This is a genomic window from Nitrosococcus oceani ATCC 19707 (assembly GCF_000012805.1).
In the GTDB taxonomy this organism is placed as follows: Bacteria; Pseudomonadota; Gammaproteobacteria; order Nitrosococcales; family Nitrosococcaceae; genus Nitrosococcus; species Nitrosococcus oceani.
The window spans coordinates 2992932-3012427 of the sequence record NC_007484.1; the positions used below are offsets into that span (position 1 = coordinate 2992932).

The following is a 19496-nucleotide window of genomic DNA, read 5'->3' on the forward strand; positions in this document are numbered from 1 at the left end:
AATGAAAATTATGGTGACGGGAAGCGCCGGCTTTATCGGCGCGGCATTGACCGAGAAACTGCTAAAGCGCGGCGATGAGGTCATTGGCGTTGATAATCTCAATGATTATTACGATGTCAATCTGAAACGGGCCCGGCTGGCCCGCTTTCAAACTAACCCCGCCTTTACCGAAGTGCCTATTGGGCTGGAGAATCGCGAAGCTTTGCGGGCTATATTTGCTAAATATCGGCCCCAACGGGTAGTTAATCTAGCGGCTCAAGCTGGCGTTCGTTACTCCCTGGAAAACCCCTATGCCTATATGGATAGCAATCTATATGGCTTCCTGAACATCCTAGAGAACTGCCGCCATTACCAGGTAGAACACCTCGTTTTTGCCTCCAGCAGCTCCGTTTATGGCGCTAACACTAAAATGCCCTACGCAGTCCAAGATAATGTGGATCATCCCTTGAGTTTGTACGCGGCTTCGAAAAAGGCTAATGAATTAATGGCCCATACTTATAGCCACCTTTATCGGCTTCCAACGACCGGATTGCGTTTTTTCACCGTCTATGGCCCTTGGGGACGGCCGGACATGGCTCTCTTTAAGTTTACCCGTAATATCCTGGCGGGTAAACCTATCGAGGTCTATAATTACGGCCATCATCAACGGGACTTTACCTATATTGACGATATCGTAGAGGGAGTGACTCGTACCCTAGATCGGCTTCCGGCACCTAACGCCAACTGGAATGGGGCAACCCCTGAGCCAAATACGAGCTCCGCACCCTACCGAATTTACAATATAGGCAATCATCAGCCTGTAGAACTCGGTAAGTTTATCAAGATATTAGAAGAATGCCTGGGCCGCGAAGCAAAAAAGAATTTACTTCCCCTACAGCCTGGGGATGTCCCTGCCACCTACGCGGATGTGGATGATTTAATCCAGGACATGGAGTTCTACCCTGCTACACCTATCGAGGAGGGGATCGCCCGCTTCGTAGCCTGGTATAAAAATTACCATAAGGTAAGATAAGTAAGAAGATTAACTTTAAGGAAAGGTTAGAATGCCTGACTTAGCCCTTCATTCATCATCGGCTTCTTCTGCTCAGAGGCGTAGCTTACGTTTGTTAAGCTATAATATCCAAGCAGGTGTTATCACTACCCGTTATCATCATTATCTTACCCGAAGCTGGAAACATATTCTGCCCGATGCGCGCCGCCATCAAACCCTAACCAGTATCGCCCAAGTAATATCGGATTTTGATATTGTGGGGTTGCAAGAAGCAGATAGTGGTAGCCTGCGTACTGGCTTTGTGAACCAAGCAAAACTACTTGCAGAACTTTGCGATTTTCCCTACTTCCACCAGCAAGCCACGCGCCGCTTTGCTAATATCGCTCAGCAAAGCAACGCCCTCCTTAGCCGAATACAACCAAGCTATCTTCGTACCTACCGGCTGCCAGGTCTAGTACCCGGACGAGGGGCTATCTTGGCCCACTTTGGCAATCCCAAAAATCCCCTAATCGTCCTTCTGATCCACCTTGCTCTAGGCCGCCGCTCGCGAACCCAGCAGCTAGATTTCATCAGTAGTTTAGTCCACAATCATCCCTATGTCGTGGTCATGGGGGATTTAAATTGCCAGCTTCACAGCCCGGAGCTGCGCGCCTTATTGCGGAAAACTGGACTGAAGGCACCGGTCACTAAAATCGCAACCTATCCTAGCTGGCGCCCAAAACGACATATCGATCATATCTTAGTGAGCCCCTCATTGGAGGTCATTCAAGTGGGTGCGCTAGCCCATGCTGTCTCTGATCACCTTCCATTAGCCACAGAAATTCTGGTTCCAGCGGAAATAGGGTTATGGGATAATAAAACCTCCGGGCTGCCCGCCAAAAGCATCCCGAAATCTGAGCAAAAAGTTGCCTGGATGTAAAGGCTCCTATAAAATTCGCCCTAGATCTGGTATAACCCGCTTTTTTACATTCATTTAGCCTAAAATACCCCCTTGGCGGGCTCTCCAAACGCTTATCTAGGAGTAATCAATAATGTCCAAAGTATGTCAGGTAACGGGCAAACGCCCTGCGAGCGGTAATAATGTTTCCCATGCCCATAACAAAACTAGGCGCCGGTTTCTGCCTAACCTCCATACCCATCGGTTCTGGGTTGAAGGCGAAAATCGTTGGGTAAAACTTAAAGTGAGTGGCAAAGGACTCCGTATGATCGATAAACTAGGTATCGATCAAGTCTTGGCAGATATGCGAACCCGGGGCGAAAAAATATAAGGAGAGAGAAAGTATGCGCGATAAAATCAAGTTGGTATCCAGTGCAGGTACTGGCCATTATTACACGACGACAAAGAACAAACGTACCACACCGGAAAAGCTAGAAAAGAAAAAATACGATCCAGTAGTACGCAAGCATGTTCTTTATAAAGAAGCTAAAATTAAATAGCCATTAATTTTGTCTTGAGTTTCCTCTAAAAACCCGTCTTTTCTGGCGGGTTTTTAGAGGGCATCATAAAATTATTTATCCATTCAAACCTGCTGAAGAGAATAGCCGCGCAGGGAGAGGGCGAAATCCTGCAAGGCTTTTATCCCGGATTCCTCGGCCTGGCGGCACCACTCCTGCAGGGCATACAATAGCGCCTCCTGGCTAGACCAAGCCTGGGACCAGAGGGCCTGGAGCTGCTGGCGAAAGCGATACACCGTCTCCAGGCGCTGATTATCCTTGAGCATGGCGCTCAGCTCCTGCTGGGCCTTGGCATCCATCAACGCCTCATGGCGCAGCAACCAGTTACGGGCCCGCCGGTACAGCGCGTTGCCTGAGAAATGAGCCGCCTCCTCTTGGAGTACCGGAGCCATCACCTCCCGCCCATAGGCGGTCAACAGGCGGAAGCGGTGAGCCACCACGGCCCTGAGCGTGTCCACATCCACCCACTGCTTCCCGGGCTGGATGAGCAGCTTGGGGGCTACCTTTTTCACCCGGGCCAGCTTCAACGCCGCCAACACCCGAATGTAGAGCCAGCCGATATCAAACTCATACCACTTGGAAGAGAGCTTGGCGGAACTACCATAGGCGTGGTGGTTATTGTGCAGCTCTTCCCCCCCAATCAATATCCCCCAGGGGAGTAGATTGGTGGAGGCATCGGCCACCTCATAGTTCCGATAGCCCCAGTAGTGGCCCAGTCCGTTAATCACCCCCGCCGCAAAGAAGGGAATCCAGTGCATCTGAACCGCCCATATCACTAAACCCGCTACACCAAACAAGCCCAGGTTGATGAAGAGCATCAGCACAATCCCCGCGTAGCTATGTTTCGTGTAGAGGTTGCGCTCAAGCCAATCATCCGGGGTGCCATGGCCATACTTCTCCGTTACCTGCGGGTCTCGGGCCGCCTCCCGGTAGAGCGAGGCGCCTTGCCATAGCACTTTGTGGATACCCACCGTCCGAGGACTATGGGGGTCTTCGGCCGTCTCGCATTTGGCATGGTGTTTACGGTGCACCGCCGCCCATTCCTTGGTCACTATCCCGGTGGTCAGCCATAGCCAGAAACGAAAGCAGTGGCTCACCGCCGGATGCAACTCCAGCGCCCGGTGAGCCTGGTGGCGGTGAAGATAAACCGTCACACTGATGATGGTCAGGTGGGTCAGGACCAGCGTGACCGCAAAATAGCCCCAAAAGGACAATTCTAAAACTCCAGAAAACATGTATTCAACTCTCCGACGTTATGTTATGCCAGAACTCAAGTATCTTTATTATAAATTTTTGGATATTGCCTTGAGAAAATCCGCGCCTATTGGCCTTGTTTCTAGCATCTCAAACCAATATTCGGTTATTTTTTATAGATACGTCATCCTCCCAGCGGAAACCGCATACTAGCCGATGCGGTAATCAGCGTCTATTAAAGGGACATTGTTTCCATATATCCCATGCTTGACAGTCTATTATCCAGGACAATACCATGCCTAAACCTATCACTCCTCTACTGGCAGTCGATATTATCATTGCTATAAAAGATCGGCCTAATCAACCTATTGTCCTCATCAAGCGCCGTAACCCCCCCCTCGGATGGGCCCTACCGGGTGGTTTTGTCGATGTTGGCGAGATGTTGGAGCAAGCGGCAATACGTGAAGCTCAAGAGGAAACCGGGCTTAAAGTTAGGCTTGAAGCCCTCCTAGGTTGCTACTCTGATCCCGCACGAGATCCTCGTGGCCATACGATCAGCGCGGTCTACGCAGCCAGTGCTTCTGGGGTCCCTAAAGCCGCCGACGATGCGGCTGAAGTAGCCTTATTTTTACTGGACAAACTTCCTAAACATTTAGTCTTTGACCACCGCCAAATCCTGACCGATTACGCCCACTATCGCTCTACTGGAACGCTTGCGCCAATCCGCCAAGTGGGTTCAAGTTAAAGGAATAATATGCCAAAATGGAATTCACTGATGGCTGCCAATAACAAGCGATACAAAGAAATATAAGTAGCTATGAATAAAATAGGGGATAGTGGAGAGCCGGAACCAAAGAATAAGGAAAGGAAATTCCTACATTGAAGGATACCCCCAGAGGGCGTGCGCCAAATTTTTCAGGAAGAAAAAAGTTAGTTTGCGAAGCACCAATGTCTCAAAATTTTTTTTGCCGAGGAACTTAAGTAAACGACCCATGACGCAAGATATTCTAATACGCGCGGAACAACTATACCGATATTACAGTGGGCACTGCGCTGTTAAAAACGTTAGCTTCGATGTTCGGAGGGGCGAGATATTGGGCTTTCTCGGTCCTAACGGTGCCGGGAAAACAACTACCATGCAAATCTTAGCAGGCAGCTTAGCGCCAAGTTCCGGGCAAGTGCGGATCAATGATTTCGACTTGTTAGATAAACCCAAGCAGGCCAAACAAGGTCTCGGCTACTTACCCGAAACTCCCCCGCTTTATCGGGAACTTACTGTGACGGAATATCTTGCTTTCTGCGCCCGCCTCAACCGTATACCCAGAAACCAGCAGGCAGGCGCCATTGCCTCGGCTATCAATCGCTGCGGTTTAAAAAAAGTAAGCAAACGGCTGATTGGAAATCTTTCCAAGGGCTACCAGCAGCGAGTAGGAATTGCGCAAGCTATCATTCATTCTCCCTCTGTGATTATCCTGGATGAGCCTACAGTAGGTTTAGATCCCATCCAAATTCGAGAGATTCGCGAACTTATTCGTGAGCTGGCCCAAAAACATAGCGTCATCCTTTCCACCCACATCCTGCCGGAAGTTCAGGCTATCTGTGATCGGGTCCAGATTATTAACCAGGGAGAATTAGTGCTTACCGATACCATCGCGGGGCTCAGCCAGCGGATGGAGGCCACCAGTATCTTGGTAAGGTTTGACGCCCCCCCCACAACCGAGGCGCTAATGTCTATAAAGGGCGTGACAAGTGTAGAAAGAGAGGAAGACGGACGATTCCGTCTTCGTTATCAACCTGATAAGCAAGATCCAGTGGAAGAACTGGTTCGCCGCACCGTTGATAAAGGCTGGCATCTGCGGGAACTCACTCCGGAGCGGCGCACCCTAGAAGAAATTTTCGTCGCCATTACCCAGACGGAAACTTCCCAGGAGCCGGTGCTACTATGATGGTTCTTACCTTAGCGCTACACGAACTACGCCGTTTGTTTCTCTCACCCTTAGCTTGGGCCACTTTAGCTGTTACCCAAATTCTTTTTGGTTATATGTTTTTCACCCAAGTTGCCTATTTTCTGCAGTTCCAACCCCGCCTTATGGGCCTTCCCGAAGCGCCTGGGATCACCGAAATCGTAGCTCTCCCCCTATTTCAAAATGCCGCCGTAATTATGCTCTTGATAGTCCCCCTGATGACCATGCGCCTGGTGGCCGATGAAAGGCGTGGCCGTACTCTCGCCTTATTATTCTCAGCTCCTCTCTCTATGACCGAAATTGTGATCGGTAAGTACCTAGGTACACTGGCTTTCTTTATTATCATGACTCTCTTGCTTGTTTTGATGCCCCTTTCCCTACTCCTAGGGGGCACCCTGGATTTTGGGCTCTTGGCGGCGGGATTGCTCGGGTTGGGGCTACTGATTGCTAGTTTTACCGCCATTGGGTTATTTCTTTCCTCCCTAACCCAACAGACTACGGTAGCGGCTATTGGCTCCTTTGGCGTACTACTGTTACTCTGGATTATCGATTGGGCCGGCAATAGCGGTATTTTAAAAGAAGGGGGTGAGGAGTTATTCAGCTATCTCTCCCTGTTTCGGCACTACCAAACCTTACTAGAAGGTCAGTTCAATAGCAGTGATATTATTTATTACCTATTGATTATAACTACCTTTTTAGTACTGAGTATCCGCCGGCTCGATGCTGACCGGCTACCTCATTAATTAATTTATAATTTATCGGTATTAAGGGGCTAACCGGGGCAGCATATGCGCGTCACTCGAAAAACTCACTGGCAAATCAGATTACAAAATCTTTTTTTCATCCTCTTATTCCTTACTATTGTGGGCCTGATTGCTGTCCTTAGCCTACGGTATAACTACCAGGCCGACTGGACCTCTAGCGGTCGTAATACCCTCTCTCAGGCAAGTCAATCGCTTCTGGAGCAACTTGAAGGACCGGTTACCATTATCAGTTTTGCTCAAGAACCCCATTCCAAGCAGCAAATTACCCAACTAGTTGAACGCTATCAGCAGCACAAACCGGATCTAGAATTAAAGTACATCAACCCAGAAATGGCGCCTGCTCAAGTCCGGGAGCTGGAGGTTACCCTTGAAACGGATCTAGTGATTAAAAAAGATGGCCGACAGGAAAAACTGCGGAATCTGTCTGAGGAAGGCTTGACTAATGCCCTAAATCGGGTTGCTCGCAGCGGCGAGACAAAAGTTGTCTTCCTGACGGGTCACGGCGAGCGGGATCCCCATGGCCATACTGGTTTTGATCTCGAAAATTTTACCCAATACCTGGAAACCAAAGGGTTTCACATTCAGTTATTAAATCTAGCAACTCAATCTCAAATTCCAGATAATATCCAGTGCTTAGTCATTGCCAGCCCCCAGGCTGATCTCTTGCCGGGCGAGGTAGAACTTATCCAGACCTATGTTAAAAAGGGTGGCCACCTACTCTGGCTAGCCGAACCCGGGCCTTTACATGGATTAGAACCGCTGGCGAAGGATCTCGGTATCACGATACTACCGGGGACCATCATCGACCCTAGCGCTCGGCTATTACTTGGCCGTGGCAGCATTACCTTCGCCCTAGTCCCGGAATACGATGATCACGCCATTACCGAACACCTCACATCGGTTACTTTATTTCCCCGGGCGGCTGCGCTGGAGAGTACAAAAAAGAGCGGCTGGAGAACTCAAGCGGTACTTGCTACCTTGGCAAGGACCTGGGTAGAAAGTTCCGGGTTGGAAGAAAAAATCGAATTTGATCAAGGAAAAGATACTGTCGGACCTTTTACCATTGGCTTCGCTCTAAATCGAGAGCCGCCTCCCTCCAAGGAGACGGCGGCCAGTGAAGAACAAAACGCATCTGAGACCCGTACCCAGCGCATAGTCGTTATCGGCGATGGGGATTTTCTCTCCAACGCTTACCTTGGTGGGGGAGCTAATCTGGATTTGGGCCTTAATCTTATTAACTGGCTTACCCATGAAGACCGCTTTATCGCCATTCCAGCACGGACGCGCCCCGATACCACTCTCCAGCTTTCTTCCACAGCTTCTTGGGCAATCGGTCTAGGATTTTTACTGGTATTACCCGCGACATTACTAAGCCTTGGGTTATTCATCTGGTGGCGGCGGCGCCAACGTTAAAGCAAAATTTCTATGAACACACGCACCTTGCTTAATTTTACCCTCCTGGCTATTGCCGGACTCCTGGCTTGGGTTGTTTTTTATGAGCCGGGGACTGCCCCTGAACCCGCTTCACTCCCACTCACGTCCATCAATGCTGAACGCATCCAGACAATCCGTGTGGTCCATAAGTCCCGCCAAGAGATCCGGCTGGAGCAAAAGCAGGGAAATTGGTTCGTTACGGCTCCTATCCAAGCACCGGCTAACACATCTATGGTCGAAACACTGCTAAGTATCGCAAAAACTCCAAGCCATAGCCACTACCCGGTTCAAGATATGAACCTTGGCAACTTAAATTTAGAACCTCCTGAAGCCCACTTATACCTAGATGACCTAGCACTCGCCTTTGGCACCACGGAACCGCTACACCAACGCCGCTATGTTTTGGTGAAAGATATGGTTCATCTCATTAGCGGCAACGCTTTTCAGGCCGTTGCTTCGGGCGCCGCCGATTTTGTCGATCCAGCCTTGCTTCCCGGCGACTACGCCATCACCGAACTGCGGCTCCCCCAGGTCATGATCGAGGCGGGTAATCCAAAGGTCAGCCCTAAACGCACCATTGTGCTACGCCGAACTCAAGAGACCTGGAGCGCCGAAGGCGCCAATAGCAAGCCGGCCAGCGAAGCAATTGCAAAGCTAGTCAAAGCCTGGCAACAACATACCGCCCAACAAGTCGAGCTGAAAGGAAACAGGGCAACACTGGTTACTATTGAGGTACAACGGGAAGGAGCTCCCCCTATTCACCTTGAGCTTCTTGCGGCCCTACCCCGTTTAATATTGGCCCGATCAGATTTTGGAGTCGAATACCATTTATCCATCTCCGCCTGGAATACCCTATTTCAGTTGCCCCGAAACTGACCTAGAAGTTAAATAATTTTAAGATAGAGAAACCTGGCAAATCACCCATAGCGGACAAAACCAGTGCCCGAACTGCCAGAGGTCGAAACCGTTCGTCGTGGCATCGAGCCGCACCTAGTAGGCCGCCAAATACATACGGTTATTGTCCGAGAATCGCGTCTACGCTGGCCAATTCCGCTCTCCTTAACCCAGAATCTTATTGGCCAGTCCTTTCTTGCTGTAGGACGCCGTGGCAAATACCTCCTTTTAAGTTGTACTCAGGGTACGATTATTCTTCACCTCGGTATGTCTGGCAGTCTACGTCTGGTCACTACTAATACACCACATGGAAAGCATGATCATCTTGATATCGTATTGAATAATGGCCGCTGTTTGCGTTTCAATGATCCCCGCCGATTTGGATCAGTATCCTGGACTCAGGCAAACCCCCTGCATCACCCCCTGCTGGAGATACTTGGTCCAGAACCCTTAGAATCCCTGTTTGATGGACATTATCTTTTTAAACACTCCCGTCATAGGCGAACCTCGGTTAAAGCCTTTATCATGAACCACCGAATAGTCGCCGGAGTTGGAAATATTTATGCCAACGAGGCGCTGTTTCTGGCAGGAATTCACCCTCGGCGATCTGCTAGCCGCATCGGTTTAGCCCGTTACCAACGGCTAGCAGAAACCACTAAAACAGTGCTATACAACGCAATTCAGGCGGGGGGAACCACATTGCGGAATTTTTTAACTAGCGATGGCAAACCCGGCTATTTCGCTAACCAGCTCCAAATCTATGGCCGTAGCGCTCATCCTTGTCCGATTTGTGGAACTCCTATTCGCCTCGAACGCATCGGCCAACGGGCAAGCTATTACTGCACCCAATGCCAGCATTGACAAAAAATTCCCTCTTTGATTCGTCGAATCTGGCTCCTAGCATATATACTAGCCAAACCACGGGCATTTGAAAGAAAAATTAAATTTACTCGCTCGATGGAGCCTACGTTATTTTGGAGAGGAAAATCGATGAATGTACCTAGAATTCTTATTATTGTCGTAATTATTTTTGCATTGATTAATCTAATCGGCTGGCTAACTAAACCCGATAATTATAAGCCCCCTCAAAATTACCAAGGCTCCCTTTCATCCATGCAGACCTATGCGCAGCTGATCAATAATCATCCTACTTTGGCACCTACTACAAGCCGCCAGATGAAATCCTAACCTTTAAGGAGTAGGGGCGCCGCCAGGATTGGGCGGCCCTGGCATTCTTGGCATCTGCGGCGCTCTAGGAGCCCTTTGTACGCCACCAGGCTGATTGTTGCCGTGAAACAAGATCGACATACGCCGCATATGGAAGGTAATGGTTTCGGAATGGGCAATGGGTGCTCCCGCTCGATCAAGTAATTTTGCCTGTAGCGTATGGCTGCCCCGATCCACATTAGTCAAGGTATATCTAAGGTTAGTTTTAGTTTTACCTACTGATTGGCCATCCAATAAAAGCTGCAGCCTATAATCTGAGTCAACTTCCAGGGGCGGTTCTACTTGGAGCGCCACCTCAACTTTACCGGTATTCTCTCGCACGGTTGCATCATCCTGAGGGGCAAGGATGCTCAGCCGATGGGAAACCATTGCGTTTGCTTTAGTTTGATCGGCTGCTTCCATGTTTTTAGGCAACGGTGGCGGCGAATAGGTCTGTAAGGGCATTGTTGTAAGTTCCACGGCGCCTTCCCGCGGCTGATCGGAATACTCAACATTCCCATCCGGAGTGACATACTTATAGATGCCACCTAGGGTAATAACTGGTATTAAACCGCATAAAAGAAGCAGTATACGCATATTTTAGAAATAAACTAAAAATGAAGGAAAAGGTAAAATAACGCTTTACCTGCAAATATACTCGGCAGTCATCCGCTTTAATTTAAAAAAACTGTTTATCTTTAACCCGGTAACAACCTTCATGAATTCCCCCCGAAGTGAGTGTAAGACTATGGAAGCAAAACCGCACCAAGGCGGTAAGGAGGAAACTGCCGGTTAAGCTGCGCCTAATTGAGGTACTCGGGGGCGGATGCTTCAATCTCCTGGATAGGTTCTGAGAAAAAATCAGGCGGGTCAGCCCCTCTCCATGCTTCTGGAGTTATCGAGCATGCGATAAAACCGGTATGGGATCAGGCAAGCACGATCTTGCTCCGTTTGGTCACGATCATGTTTCCAGACAATAACGGCCAGTATAGCTGAAGAGGCCTTAAATTCTTCGCCGAGGGACTTAACTCCTAAAGAGATTGGTAAAAAGCCATGAAATGATTGCCTCAATACCTGCAAATGTAGTACCTTTTAAGATGAACCTTTAAGTCGATTCGGGTTTGATGAGCTTAATCTAACCAAGCGCATGAATCGATGTGGAGTTTGCTGCAATTATGTGCATCTATCACATAGGATTTCCCCTAATTAAGTATGGAATAAAATTTATGAATAAAATAAATTACTTATATTTAATCGCTTTTCTCGCATTGTTTGCCAGCACAAGTGTAAATGCCGCGCTTAACACAGAATTCGATGAAAGCGATGTCTTGCTTCATTGTGAGCGCCCCCCGGAGGCAGACAAATATCCAGAAGAGGTATTCAATAAAATATTCCCAGAGATTACAAAACGGCTTCAGACCTACGCGAACAAGGGAAAGGTACTGAGAGCCCACTACATGGGTAAGCTCGGGCAGGGATTCTTTGTTGTCGTCCAGGGAAAGAATGAGGAAGACGCCATCGCCAACGCCAAGCGCATCCGGCAGGAAAATTTGACCACCATATACGAGGCTACGAAGGATTCTAAAATAGGCCCCCAGCCTGATTACTGCCAAATGTTTAGCATCGGCCCGGTAGCAGTCCTCCCTCAATAACGCTTTCTGTTAGGCGTACGTAATCCCAGGTCTTGGTCAGCAACCACCAAGACCTGGCGATTCGTTCGGGAAGCCAAAGAAAGCAAACTAACAGCTTCTTGCCATATCCTCTGGGCACTCTTTCAAAGACTATAATACATATCAAACTCGATGGGATGGGTAGTCATCCGCAGGCGAGTCACATCTTCCATCTTTAACGCAATATAAGCATCAATAGCATCATCGGTAAACACGCCCCCCGCTTTAAGGAATTCCCGATCCCGATCTAGCTCTTCTAGGGCCTGTTCAAGGGAAAAACAAACTGTGGGAATATCTTCTATCTCCTCGGGTGGTAAGTCATAAAGGTTCTTATCCATGGCATCGCCAGGGTGAATCCGGTTTTGAATGCCATCAAGTCCGGCCATTAGCATGGCAGTAAAGGCAAAATAAGGATTAGCAGTGGAATCCGGAAACCGAACTTCGATACGCCGCGCCTTGGGGCTAGTCACATAGGGCACTCGAATCGATGCGGAACGGTTGCGGGCAGAATAGGCCAATAAGACTGGCGCCTCGAAACCTGGAACTAAGCGCTTATAGGAATTAGTGGAAGCATTCGTGAAGGCATTAAGTGCCCGAGCATGTTTAATAGTACCCCCGATATAATACAAAGCAGTCTCTGACAACCCCCCATATTTATCCCCAGCAAAAATATTTGTTCCTTCTTTTGCTAGGGATTGATGGACATGCATGCCGCTACCATTATCTCCTACTAAGGGCTTAGGCATAAAAGTAGCAGTTTTACCAAAAGAGTGGGCCACATTAAGCACCACATACTTAAGAATCTGTAGTCCATCGGCCCGGCGCACCAAGGTGTCGAACTGAGTTCCGATCTCGCACTGCCCTGCCGTCGCCACCTCATGGTGGTGAACCTCCACGGACACTCCCATTTGCTCTAAAATTAAACACATGGCGGAACGAAGATCTTGCAAGGAATCGACCGGGGGCACGGGAAAATAACCCCCTTTAATGGTAGGCCGGTGCCCAATATTGCCAGTCTCATAAACCCGCTCAGAATTCCAGTGAGATTCTTCAGCGTCAATCTTATAGAAAGAGCCGGAAATACTGGTTCCCCAACGAACATCATCCAGCACAAAAAATTCAGGCTCCGGACCAAAATAAGCGGTATCCGCAATACCTGTGGACTTTAGATAGGTTTCGGCGCGCTTGGCAATAGAGCGAGGATCTCGCTCATAACCCTGAAGGGTAGTCGGCTCCACGATATCGCAGCGCAGTACCAAGGTCTTTTCCTCCATGAAAGGATCAAGCACCGCCGTCTCTGGGTCTGGCATCAGAATCATATCGGACTCTTGAATCGCCTTCCAACCAGCAATAGAAGAGCCATCAAACATTTTGCCTTCCCTGAAGCTCTCTTCATCTGCCCTATAGGCAGGCATGGAGACATGTTGTTCTTTTCCCCGAGTATCCGTAAACCGGAAATCGACGAATTTTATTTTTTCTTCTTCGATTATTTTTAATACATCTTCAACAGCCATCGAAGTCCCCTCCGCTCTAGGCCCATTCAATAGAAAAAATTATTCTAGCGCGCATGGTGGCACTGTGATACTTTACTGAGATGTTTTACTGACTTCCAAACGCACCACCACCTCCCTGTCCTGTTCGGTAACTTTAAGTACACGATGGCCATTGACCCGGCACCAAGCGGGGATATCGTTCAGCGCCCCCGGATCGGTGCTGACGACTTCTAAAACATCTCCCGACATTAGTTCCTTTACTTTTTGCTGAGTCCGGATCACAGGTAGCGGACAAAGCAAATGGCGAACATCCAATCTCCGCACATTCATCCAAGTCTCCTCAAGTTAGAGCATCTAAGGGCAATAATTCCCAATCATACATACCACTCCTTGGGGATGTCTTCATTAGAGAGCGGAGCAACCGCTAGGGTCTGGGCTACGCCACCGGGGCGGACAACTTTTACCTGCACCTGCGACGCTTCTCGACCTTGACTAAAGCGGGCCACCAGTTGACTCGCCAAAACCATATCGCCTTTCTCCAAAGCGCCATCAACCAGCGTTAATGGACCTTTATGACTTACCGTTCGTAGGTGAGTGAATACCTTGGCATAGCCTTCCAGGTAATTGTTTTCTCCCAAATCCCGCGCGACAATAAGCTTAAAATGGGGACGCGGCCGCAGATGACGACCCACCTTGAGCAGCATGATATCGTCCAGTTCGTAATCCCGAGTACTGCGGGCCTGCCACAAATCAGCCAGCTTAGCCGAGTAGTTAGCATCGGTAAGAAAACAGCAGCCGCCCGCCGGCTGAGCATAACCTTCGATTCCAAAGTGGGCCGCTAACGCCATTTGCGGCTTACGGGAACGCCCACTAAAATCATAAAGCCCATCCCGATCCACCCAACCTTCGCGCTCCGGCAGAGTAATAGGGAGATTTTTAGCGCAAAGAGGCCGTAATAATAGATCATGGGCGCCCGACTCGCGAGCTACCACTGGCATTGTCTTGGCTCGCTGGGATTTAGGACGCTGCCCTACAACCTCACCAGTGATAATGAAATCAAAATTATTTTCTTTCATCCATGCCAGTGCTTTACCCACCATAAAGCTTTTACAATCGAGGCATGGATTGAGATTAGCTCCATAACCATATTTTGGATTGAGCACTACTTCCTTGTACTCCTCGATCACTTCTATCATGTGTAGCTTGATTCCTAGCTGCTCAGCCACCCATAGGGCATTATTGCGTTTAGCTCTGTTTTTATCCTTATTGCGAATGGCATGGGTATGCCCCTCCACACAGAATCCCGTAAAAAAATTGATTCCTTCTACATGAATGCCTTGCTCCTGTATTACCTTGACGGCAAGCATGGAATCCAGCCCTCCGGAAACTAGGGCTATCGCTTTATATTGTCTTCCCATAACCTCTCTATCACTGATTTTTGTATCAAAATAGCTAAAGTAAGAGTCGGTATCCAGTTTCTACGCGCCTAACTCGAGGAGAGATTTTGTTCCAGCACCTAGCTACTCAGTTGAAAATGCTTCTCAATTGCCCCTAAAACTTCACCAGGAGCTATCTTGCCAAGCCTAATCTCTGTCCTATTGCTCATGATAGCTTGCAGCTAAGGCGCCTATGTTCAAGGGTTGGAAAATTACGACGTGTACTGCGTAGGCGCTCGGGATCCAGCTCAGCGGTGATCACACCAGAGCCACGGGGCAAGCGCGCCAAGATAACCCCCCATGGGTCAATAATCATACTGTCGCCATGGGTGGTGCGCCCACTAGCATGAAAACCTCCCTGACCTGCGGCCACCACGTAGCATAGATTTTCAATAGCTCGGGCCCGCACAAGGGGCTCCCAGTGCGCCTTACCCGTAAGTGCGGTAAAAGCCGATGGCAAAACTAGAATCTCCATGCCCCGCTCTACCAGGCAGCGAAATAACTCTGGGAAACGTAAATCGTAGCAGACGGCAAGCCCCAACTTTCCAAAAGGAGTATCAGCAACAACCACATCCTGTCCGGATTCGATGGTCAGAGACTCACAATATCTTTCCTCTCCGCCGGGCAGAGAAACATCAAACAGGTGGAGCTTATCGTAGCGTGCCACCACTCGGCCATCAGCATCAAAGAGCAGACATGCAGCCCGAACCTTACCCGATTCAGAGGCTTGCAAAGGAACGGTACCGCCTACTAACCAAACTTTATGCCTAATAGCTTGCTGCGACAGGAAGCCCTGCAGAGGTCCATTCCCCTCCTCTTCAACGATACTCAGTAAGGCGCCCTCCTTCTCTCCCATAAGAGCAAAATTTTCAGGCAGTATCACTAGCTTTGCTCCTTTAGCAGCCGCTTGGGCGATAAGCCGTTCCGCCTCTAGCAGGTTGGCTCCAACGTTCGGCCCTGATGCCATTTGAATCGCCGCGACAACGCTCACAGATACTCTCCTATTTTCTATGTTTATTCAGATACAGATAAAATATATATGATCATGGGGCAAGCCCCGCCCCTGATGTTTCCATTCCAATTGATCTTAAATGCTTTCACAATCTTACTTTTATTACTCGCGTTCTTTAGAGGAAAAAAAGTTCTTTGCACGGGTTACGACCGGCTTTTTCCAGGGTCCAGAAATCGCGTAATAATAAGTTAGCAGCTGCTCCATCCCAGTATTGAATATTTTACCCGCTAATTCATCAGCTAACATAATGGCGGTACCTACACCCAGGCCCACCGGCCCACCCGCCATCGCCCCGGCTAAAGGTAAACTTGAAGATACCTGAGGGGTCACCGCTATTATCTGGTCATAATCTTGCGTTGCTAAACCAATCCTACCGCTCGCTTGGACTCGAGCGGTAGGACCCTCTATAACCAAGTCCTTGGAATAAGCATTTCCTTCGCGGATGGAGAAAGCGCCTTTAACACGATCAAACGCAAAGCCCTTACCAAAAATATCACTGAAATCTAGCGCCAACCGCCGCGGAAGCGTTGTAATGCTGAGCAGCCCAAACAGCCGTCCTGCCCCAGGTTCCACATCTAATAGGCGACCTTTATCCATGGTTAATCGCATACTGCCCTCTAGCCGTTCTAAGGAAAATAAAGTGGGCGGACCAGGCCAGCCCACGATGAGCTCCATCTCTGTCTCTCCGCCAAGAACATTAGCTTGGTGACCCGCCTCAGTCAGCAATTGACTTAGACTCGGGCTATAAGCCTTGATATCCACATGAGACCATTGAGTTTCCCCCCGTATCGTCCAATCCCCGTTGGCTTCAAGCTGCAGGGTCGGCGATACAATTTCTAACTCTTCTAAACGAAAACCATCAGCATGGGGACTGGCGTATACCTTAACGACACCCAAATCATAACCCTTGTAGCGGCACTGACGGCATATTAAATCAAATGCGGGCCATGTCTGGGGATTAACCGATGACAAGCTGCTATCAGAGGCTATCGAGTGCAGATGCAAATGCTCTAGATCAACAGCCAAGGGCTCCTCTGAACCCTCTCCAGGTATCCTTATCCACCCTGTCAGAGAAGGCCCAGTCACTTGGGCTTGCCAGCGGGAAGGCATCCGGTTTGCCTCTATCATAACATCCTCAAAATACCCCCCAAACAGTTCCATCTGATCAACTTGCAAGGCAATATGATTGAGTCGCAGCAATTGGCTAGAATCTCCCTGGCCAGCCCTTTTAAGGGTTTCCCACCAGGCACCTATCGAGAGTTTAGGCAGGGCGCCCGCAAGCCAAACTCCTGGCCTGGACAGTACTGGTGGATCGCTATTATTTCCAACCCGTACTTCTCCTCTTAGCAAACGGGACGACGTCCCTCTTCCCGTCATCTCAAATACCCCCTGCAACCAATCTCCATAAACAAGGGTAACTTGTTTTTTATCTCTATCGGTGCCACGAAATTCCCACAATAGCTTCCGCCTCTGCTCGGCTGGCTTTGCTAGCGGCGGTGGTAAGGCCACTTTAACCCCCTTCAGCCCGGAGTTAACGCGAACTATAGTAACCTTATCTTCATCTGGCCTAGCTTTTTTAAAGGTAACATCGGCGATAAAATCGGCGGCCCCATGGACCCAGGTTGACAGGGAAGGGAACCATTTCTCCGCAAGTTGCCGCGCCTCCAAATGGCCCTCGAGACTTAGCTGAACCTCCGTCCCCCCCCGCTGGCGAGGTAAACTGAGGAGCTCGACCTTGATAGGCCGCTCTAGCAACCGGGCCACCAAATTTTCCGATTTAAGCCCCGCCGGAGTAAAGTGCAAGCTACCCTCAATAGCAGCAAGTTCTAAAAAGGGATTATTCTGCTGGCGTAAATAAGCATTGGTAAAAATCAGCTCTCCTTCCACCTTCGGCCGTTTTTTCTTGTTTCCTAGGAGCATTGCCAGATTCAGCTTCAGATCCGTGTCACCTGTAACTTCTATCCCTTCAAGAAACTCTCCATATTTTTTCCGCAGGGGACTTCCCTGAATAAAACGCCAAGCATCCTCTGCCCCTCCTTGAGCACGAACAGTAATAGTTAGCGGGACTATCGCAGCACCAAGATCGGTTATTTGGACCGTGGCTTCCGCCACTCGGGCACTAAACATCTGGCCCTCATTCGCATGGATAGTCATATACTGACCATCACTATGAAGATGGGCGGCAACCCGCTCCAGTACTGGCCATCCTCGAGCGTAATTCAGCTTAGCCCCACGAATATCCAGCTCCACGGTCAACTGACTCCCATCCCGAGAGGAGGGAAAATGACTCCAAGGCCCTTGGAAAACGAGACTGCCTTCCGCTGCCCCTCCCTGGGGAAAGGCTTGCTTCAACCACCGTACTAGGCCAGGTTTCATAGCGGGCGAAGGGAGATACTGAGGTAAGGCGGCAAGGTCTATTTTTGTAAGCATTAAAGATAAATCCAGGTGGGGAGTATCAACCTTTGACGAAGCCTCCAGTCGCAACCCGCCCCTCAAAGCCAGATCCTGGTTCTGTAATTTAATATCGTCAACACGAACCTGCCAATCCTTCCCCTTCCGCACCCAGGAAAGTCTCCCTCCAAGTGCATCCACAGCGACCGGCTTCTCCAAATAGCCGCTCAAAATCTGGGCATTACGGCTGTTGATCCGCACCTGTCCGCCCCTATTCATTAACTGCAATTCGAAGGATAAACCTTGGTAGCCTGGCCAGTGCCGCCAAGGCCGGGTTCCAAATTGCGCCGCGGTAGCAGAAAATTTCCAGCTCATTGCCTCTTCCCCCCCAAGCGGTAAAACTGCCTTGATATTCCGCAGCTCCCCCACCGGTTTCGTTTTTGCGAGAAAGAGACGTAATTGAGGATCTAACTGATTGCTGAATTGTAAGAGAGGGACAACGTCCTGCAACTGAAGAAATGTCAACCGGCCTTGTAGTTTAGAGACCGGTTCTCTTTCCATTTTCACTTGTAGCGCCGTGGCTGGCCATGCCCTCTCGTCTCGAATCACCACCAATCGCGGTACCTTCAGGGACCATCCCTGCGCCAATGGATGATAATAGGCAGTGCCGGCTAATCGTTGGAAAGAGATTGAGCCAGGAGCCTCCGCTGTTTGGGTATTACCGGTAATTTTCAGGTTCTCCCAATCAAACTTGGCCAGAACCTGATGCAAGGCAGCCTTTCCCCAGCGCAGCCCTAATTCCAAATCACCCCTGCCATGGATGAAATGCAGTCCAGCAAGAAAGTCAGAGGCTTGCCAAGAAGCCAACCGCAAGCCTTCCCCTTTTAAATAGAGAACCCCCTGGCTCCTTGGATCTCGAATTCCCCCACCGGTAAATTTTGCTTTGACAGCAATCTCGCTGCCAAATTTTTCTGCTAAGGTTGCCTTCCCCTCAACCCAATGAAAATCTTCCTCATTTCTTAGCTGTAATTCTCTCACCTGTAACTCTAGGGGCTTCCTTTCCAAAACGGGATCAAGCCAACGGATTGCCATATCCACTAGCGTCAACTGGGTGAGATTAAGCACCCACGCTGGCAAACGGGGCGGATGGGGACAAGGGGATTCAAGGTCTTGCAAGCCATAAACGCGAATACAGCCTGCTGGCTTCCGTTCAACCGTTAGCTCTCCGCCAATAATGGTCAGATGCCGCAGCATCCACTCCCCTTCAGCGGACGTACGAGAAGGCGCTGCGTCGAGGTAAATTTCCCTGAAACTCAGCAACTGCCGCTCGGTTTGGGGATCTATAATTCGTACCCCAGTCAAGTGTAACCTAGGTTCTCCCCCCCGCCAGCTTAACGCTATCTCACTAACCTGCACCTCCCGGCCAAGAGCCGTGCTAAGCCAACGGGAAATAGTAGCCGGCTCATCCTCCACCACTGTCCATAGAGTCCATAAAGCCCCAAAAATGAGCACAATGCAGCACGCCAATATTCCCAAGGACAGATAAAAGTAGCGAGGAAGAAGGCGAATAAAGGCCATAAACACCAACCTTA

General features: G+C 49.5%; 19 protein-coding genes. 12 read left to right on the plus strand and 7 right to left on the minus strand.

Annotated elements, in window-relative coordinates; translation table 11 throughout:
* Position 1 precedes the first annotated feature (1 nt).
* From NOC_RS14020 to rpmG, 4 genes are all read left to right on the plus strand, one after another.
* Positions 2 to 1012 (plus strand): NAD-dependent epimerase, encoded by a 1011-nt coding sequence (locus NOC_RS14020; RefSeq protein ID WP_002813392.1) that lies wholly within the window; start codon positions 2 to 4, stop codon positions 1010 to 1012.
* A gap of 31 nt (positions 1013 to 1043) precedes the next feature.
* A complete protein-coding gene (locus tag NOC_RS14025) occupies positions 1044 to 1910 on the plus strand; it encodes an endonuclease/exonuclease/phosphatase family protein (RefSeq protein WP_002812849.1) in 867 nt (288 codons plus the stop codon).
* Positions 1911 to 2022: 112 nt separating this feature from the next.
* Complete coding sequence (rpmB, locus tag NOC_RS14030; RefSeq protein WP_002813926.1) at positions 2023 to 2259, plus strand: 50S ribosomal protein L28; 237 nt, start codon at positions 2023 to 2025, stop codon at positions 2257 to 2259.
* A 13-nt stretch (positions 2260 to 2272) separates the two neighbouring features.
* Complete coding sequence (rpmG, locus tag NOC_RS14035; RefSeq protein WP_002812427.1) at positions 2273 to 2428, plus strand: 50S ribosomal protein L33; 156 nt, start codon at positions 2273 to 2275, stop codon at positions 2426 to 2428.
* An 83-nt stretch (positions 2429 to 2511) separates the two neighbouring features.
* Here the strand turns inward: rpmG and NOC_RS14040 are convergent, their stop codons facing one another.
* The gene (locus NOC_RS14040) at positions 2512 to 3681 is read right to left on the minus strand and encodes a DesA family fatty acid desaturase (RefSeq protein WP_002813077.1); all 1170 of its coding nucleotides are present in this window, start codon (positions 3679 to 3681) and stop codon (positions 2512 to 2514) included.
* A gap of 254 nt (positions 3682 to 3935) precedes the next feature.
* Between NOC_RS14040 and NOC_RS14045 the strand changes: the two genes are divergently transcribed.
* From NOC_RS14045 to NOC_RS17755, 7 genes are all read left to right on the plus strand, one after another.
* Positions 3936 to 4385 (plus strand): NUDIX domain-containing protein, encoded by a 450-nt coding sequence (locus NOC_RS14045; RefSeq protein WP_002812607.1) that lies wholly within the window; start codon positions 3936 to 3938, stop codon positions 4383 to 4385.
* Between the two features lie 247 nt (positions 4386 to 4632).
* Positions 4633 to 5586 (plus strand): ABC transporter ATP-binding protein, encoded by a 954-nt coding sequence (locus tag NOC_RS14050; protein ID WP_011331022.1) that lies wholly within the window; start codon positions 4633 to 4635, stop codon positions 5584 to 5586.
* The gene (locus tag NOC_RS14055; protein WP_002812527.1) at positions 5583 to 6347 is read left to right on the plus strand and encodes an ABC transporter permease subunit; all 765 of its coding nucleotides are present in this window, start codon (positions 5583 to 5585) and stop codon (positions 6345 to 6347) included. Before NOC_RS14050 ends, NOC_RS14055 begins: the two co-directional genes overlap by 4 nt.
* A 45-nt stretch (positions 6348 to 6392) precedes the next feature.
* Positions 6393 to 7781 carry a GldG family protein gene (locus tag NOC_RS14060; RefSeq protein ID WP_002812838.1) on the plus strand — a complete coding sequence of 463 codons (1389 nt, stop codon included), beginning with the start codon at positions 6393 to 6395 and terminating at the stop codon, positions 7779 to 7781.
* 12 nt (positions 7782 to 7793) lie between these two features.
* Positions 7794 to 8678, plus strand: a complete 885-nt coding sequence (locus tag NOC_RS14065) for a DUF4340 domain-containing protein (protein ID WP_002813049.1) — start codon at positions 7794 to 7796, stop codon at positions 8676 to 8678.
* A gap of 63 nt (positions 8679 to 8741) precedes the next feature.
* Positions 8742 to 9557 carry a bifunctional DNA-formamidopyrimidine glycosylase/DNA-(apurinic or apyrimidinic site) lyase gene (mutM, locus tag NOC_RS14070; protein WP_002813868.1) on the plus strand — a complete coding sequence of 272 codons (816 nt, stop codon included), beginning with the start codon at positions 8742 to 8744 and terminating at the stop codon, positions 9555 to 9557.
* A 129-nt stretch (positions 9558 to 9686) separates the two neighbouring features.
* Positions 9687 to 9884: a hypothetical protein gene (locus NOC_RS17755; RefSeq protein WP_002813785.1), complete on the plus strand. Its 198-nt coding sequence runs from the start codon at positions 9687 to 9689 to the stop codon at positions 9882 to 9884.
* Between the two features lie 3 nt (positions 9885 to 9887).
* On the opposite strand, the gene NOC_RS14080 is transcribed toward NOC_RS17755, so the two are convergent.
* Complete coding sequence (locus NOC_RS14080) at positions 9888 to 10499, minus strand: DUF4124 domain-containing protein (protein ID WP_002814065.1); 612 nt, start codon at positions 10497 to 10499, stop codon at positions 9888 to 9890.
* A gap of 629 nt (positions 10500 to 11128) precedes the next feature.
* Here NOC_RS14080 and NOC_RS14085 point away from each other — a divergent pair.
* A complete protein-coding gene (locus NOC_RS14085) occupies positions 11129 to 11554 on the plus strand; it encodes a hypothetical protein (protein ID WP_232420185.1) in 426 nt (141 codons plus the stop codon).
* Between the two features lie 122 nt (positions 11555 to 11676).
* Here NOC_RS14085 and glnA read toward each other — a convergent pair whose 3' ends face one another.
* The 5 genes from glnA to NOC_RS14110 all read right to left on the minus strand — a co-directional run bounded on the left by glnA (position 11677) and on the right by NOC_RS14110 (position 19482).
* Positions 11677 to 13086 carry a glutamate--ammonia ligase gene (glnA, locus tag NOC_RS14090; protein ID WP_002812597.1) on the minus strand — a complete coding sequence of 470 codons (1410 nt, stop codon included), beginning with the start codon at positions 13084 to 13086 and terminating at the stop codon, positions 11677 to 11679.
* Positions 13087 to 13158: 72 nt separating this feature from the next.
* Positions 13159 to 13395 (minus strand): sulfurtransferase TusA family protein, encoded by a 237-nt coding sequence (locus NOC_RS14095; RefSeq protein ID WP_011331024.1) that lies wholly within the window; start codon positions 13393 to 13395, stop codon positions 13159 to 13161.
* A gap of 44 nt (positions 13396 to 13439) precedes the next feature.
* Positions 13440 to 14483: a tRNA (5-methylaminomethyl-2-thiouridylate)-methyltransferase gene (locus NOC_RS14100; protein WP_002813051.1), complete on the minus strand. Its 1044-nt coding sequence runs from the start codon at positions 14481 to 14483 to the stop codon at positions 13440 to 13442.
* A gap of 184 nt (positions 14484 to 14667) precedes the next feature.
* Positions 14668 to 15492 carry a carbon-nitrogen hydrolase family protein gene (locus tag NOC_RS14105; protein WP_011331025.1) on the minus strand — a complete coding sequence of 275 codons (825 nt, stop codon included), beginning with the start codon at positions 15490 to 15492 and terminating at the stop codon, positions 14668 to 14670.
* A gap of 123 nt (positions 15493 to 15615) precedes the next feature.
* Entirely contained in the window at positions 15616 to 19482 is a 3867-nt protein-coding gene (locus NOC_RS14110; protein ID WP_002813565.1) for a YhdP family protein, read from the minus strand.
* Between the last annotated feature and the right edge of the window lie 14 nt (positions 19483 to 19496).

What these genes read in the sequence shown, in the direction of transcription:
- NOC_RS14110 (WP_002813565.1), bottom strand. Translation starts at nt 19,482, where the DNA reads ATGGCCTTTATTCGCCTTCTTCCTCGCTACTTTTATCTGTCCTTGGGA.
- NOC_RS14100 (WP_002813051.1), bottom strand. Translation starts at nt 14,483, where the DNA reads ATGGGAAGACAATATAAAGCGATAGCCCTAGTTTCCGGAGGGCTGGAT.
- rpmG (WP_002812427.1), top strand. Translation starts at nt 2,273, where the DNA reads ATGCGCGATAAAATCAAGTTGGTATCCAGTGCAGGTACTGGCCATTAT.
- NOC_RS14055 (WP_002812527.1), top strand. Translation starts at nt 5,583, where the DNA reads ATGATGGTTCTTACCTTAGCGCTACACGAACTACGCCGTTTGTTTCTC.
- NOC_RS14050 (WP_011331022.1), top strand. Translation starts at nt 4,633, where the DNA reads ATGACGCAAGATATTCTAATACGCGCGGAACAACTATACCGATATTAC.
- NOC_RS14065 (WP_002813049.1), top strand. Translation starts at nt 7,794, where the DNA reads ATGAACACACGCACCTTGCTTAATTTTACCCTCCTGGCTATTGCCGGA.
- NOC_RS14085 (WP_232420185.1), top strand. Translation starts at nt 11,129, where the DNA reads ATGAATAAAATAAATTACTTATATTTAATCGCTTTTCTCGCATTGTTT.
- NOC_RS14045 (WP_002812607.1), top strand. Translation starts at nt 3,936, where the DNA reads ATGCCTAAACCTATCACTCCTCTACTGGCAGTCGATATTATCATTGCT.
- NOC_RS14095 (WP_011331024.1), bottom strand. Translation starts at nt 13,395, where the DNA reads ATGAATGTGCGGAGATTGGATGTTCGCCATTTGCTTTGTCCGCTACCT.
- NOC_RS14040 (WP_002813077.1), bottom strand. Translation starts at nt 3,681, where the DNA reads ATGTTTTCTGGAGTTTTAGAATTGTCCTTTTGGGGCTATTTTGCGGTC.
- NOC_RS17755 (WP_002813785.1), top strand. Translation starts at nt 9,687, where the DNA reads ATGAATGTACCTAGAATTCTTATTATTGTCGTAATTATTTTTGCATTG.
- NOC_RS14025 (WP_002812849.1), top strand. Translation starts at nt 1,044, where the DNA reads ATGCCTGACTTAGCCCTTCATTCATCATCGGCTTCTTCTGCTCAGAGG.
- rpmB (WP_002813926.1), top strand. Translation starts at nt 2,023, where the DNA reads ATGTCCAAAGTATGTCAGGTAACGGGCAAACGCCCTGCGAGCGGTAAT.
- NOC_RS14060 (WP_002812838.1), top strand. Translation starts at nt 6,393, where the DNA reads ATGCGCGTCACTCGAAAAACTCACTGGCAAATCAGATTACAAAATCTT.
- NOC_RS14080 (WP_002814065.1), bottom strand. Translation starts at nt 10,499, where the DNA reads ATGCGTATACTGCTTCTTTTATGCGGTTTAATACCAGTTATTACCCTA.
- glnA (WP_002812597.1), bottom strand. Translation starts at nt 13,086, where the DNA reads ATGGCTGTTGAAGATGTATTAAAAATAATCGAAGAAGAAAAAATAAAA.
- NOC_RS14020 (WP_002813392.1), top strand. Translation starts at nt 2, where the DNA reads ATGAAAATTATGGTGACGGGAAGCGCCGGCTTTATCGGCGCGGCATTG.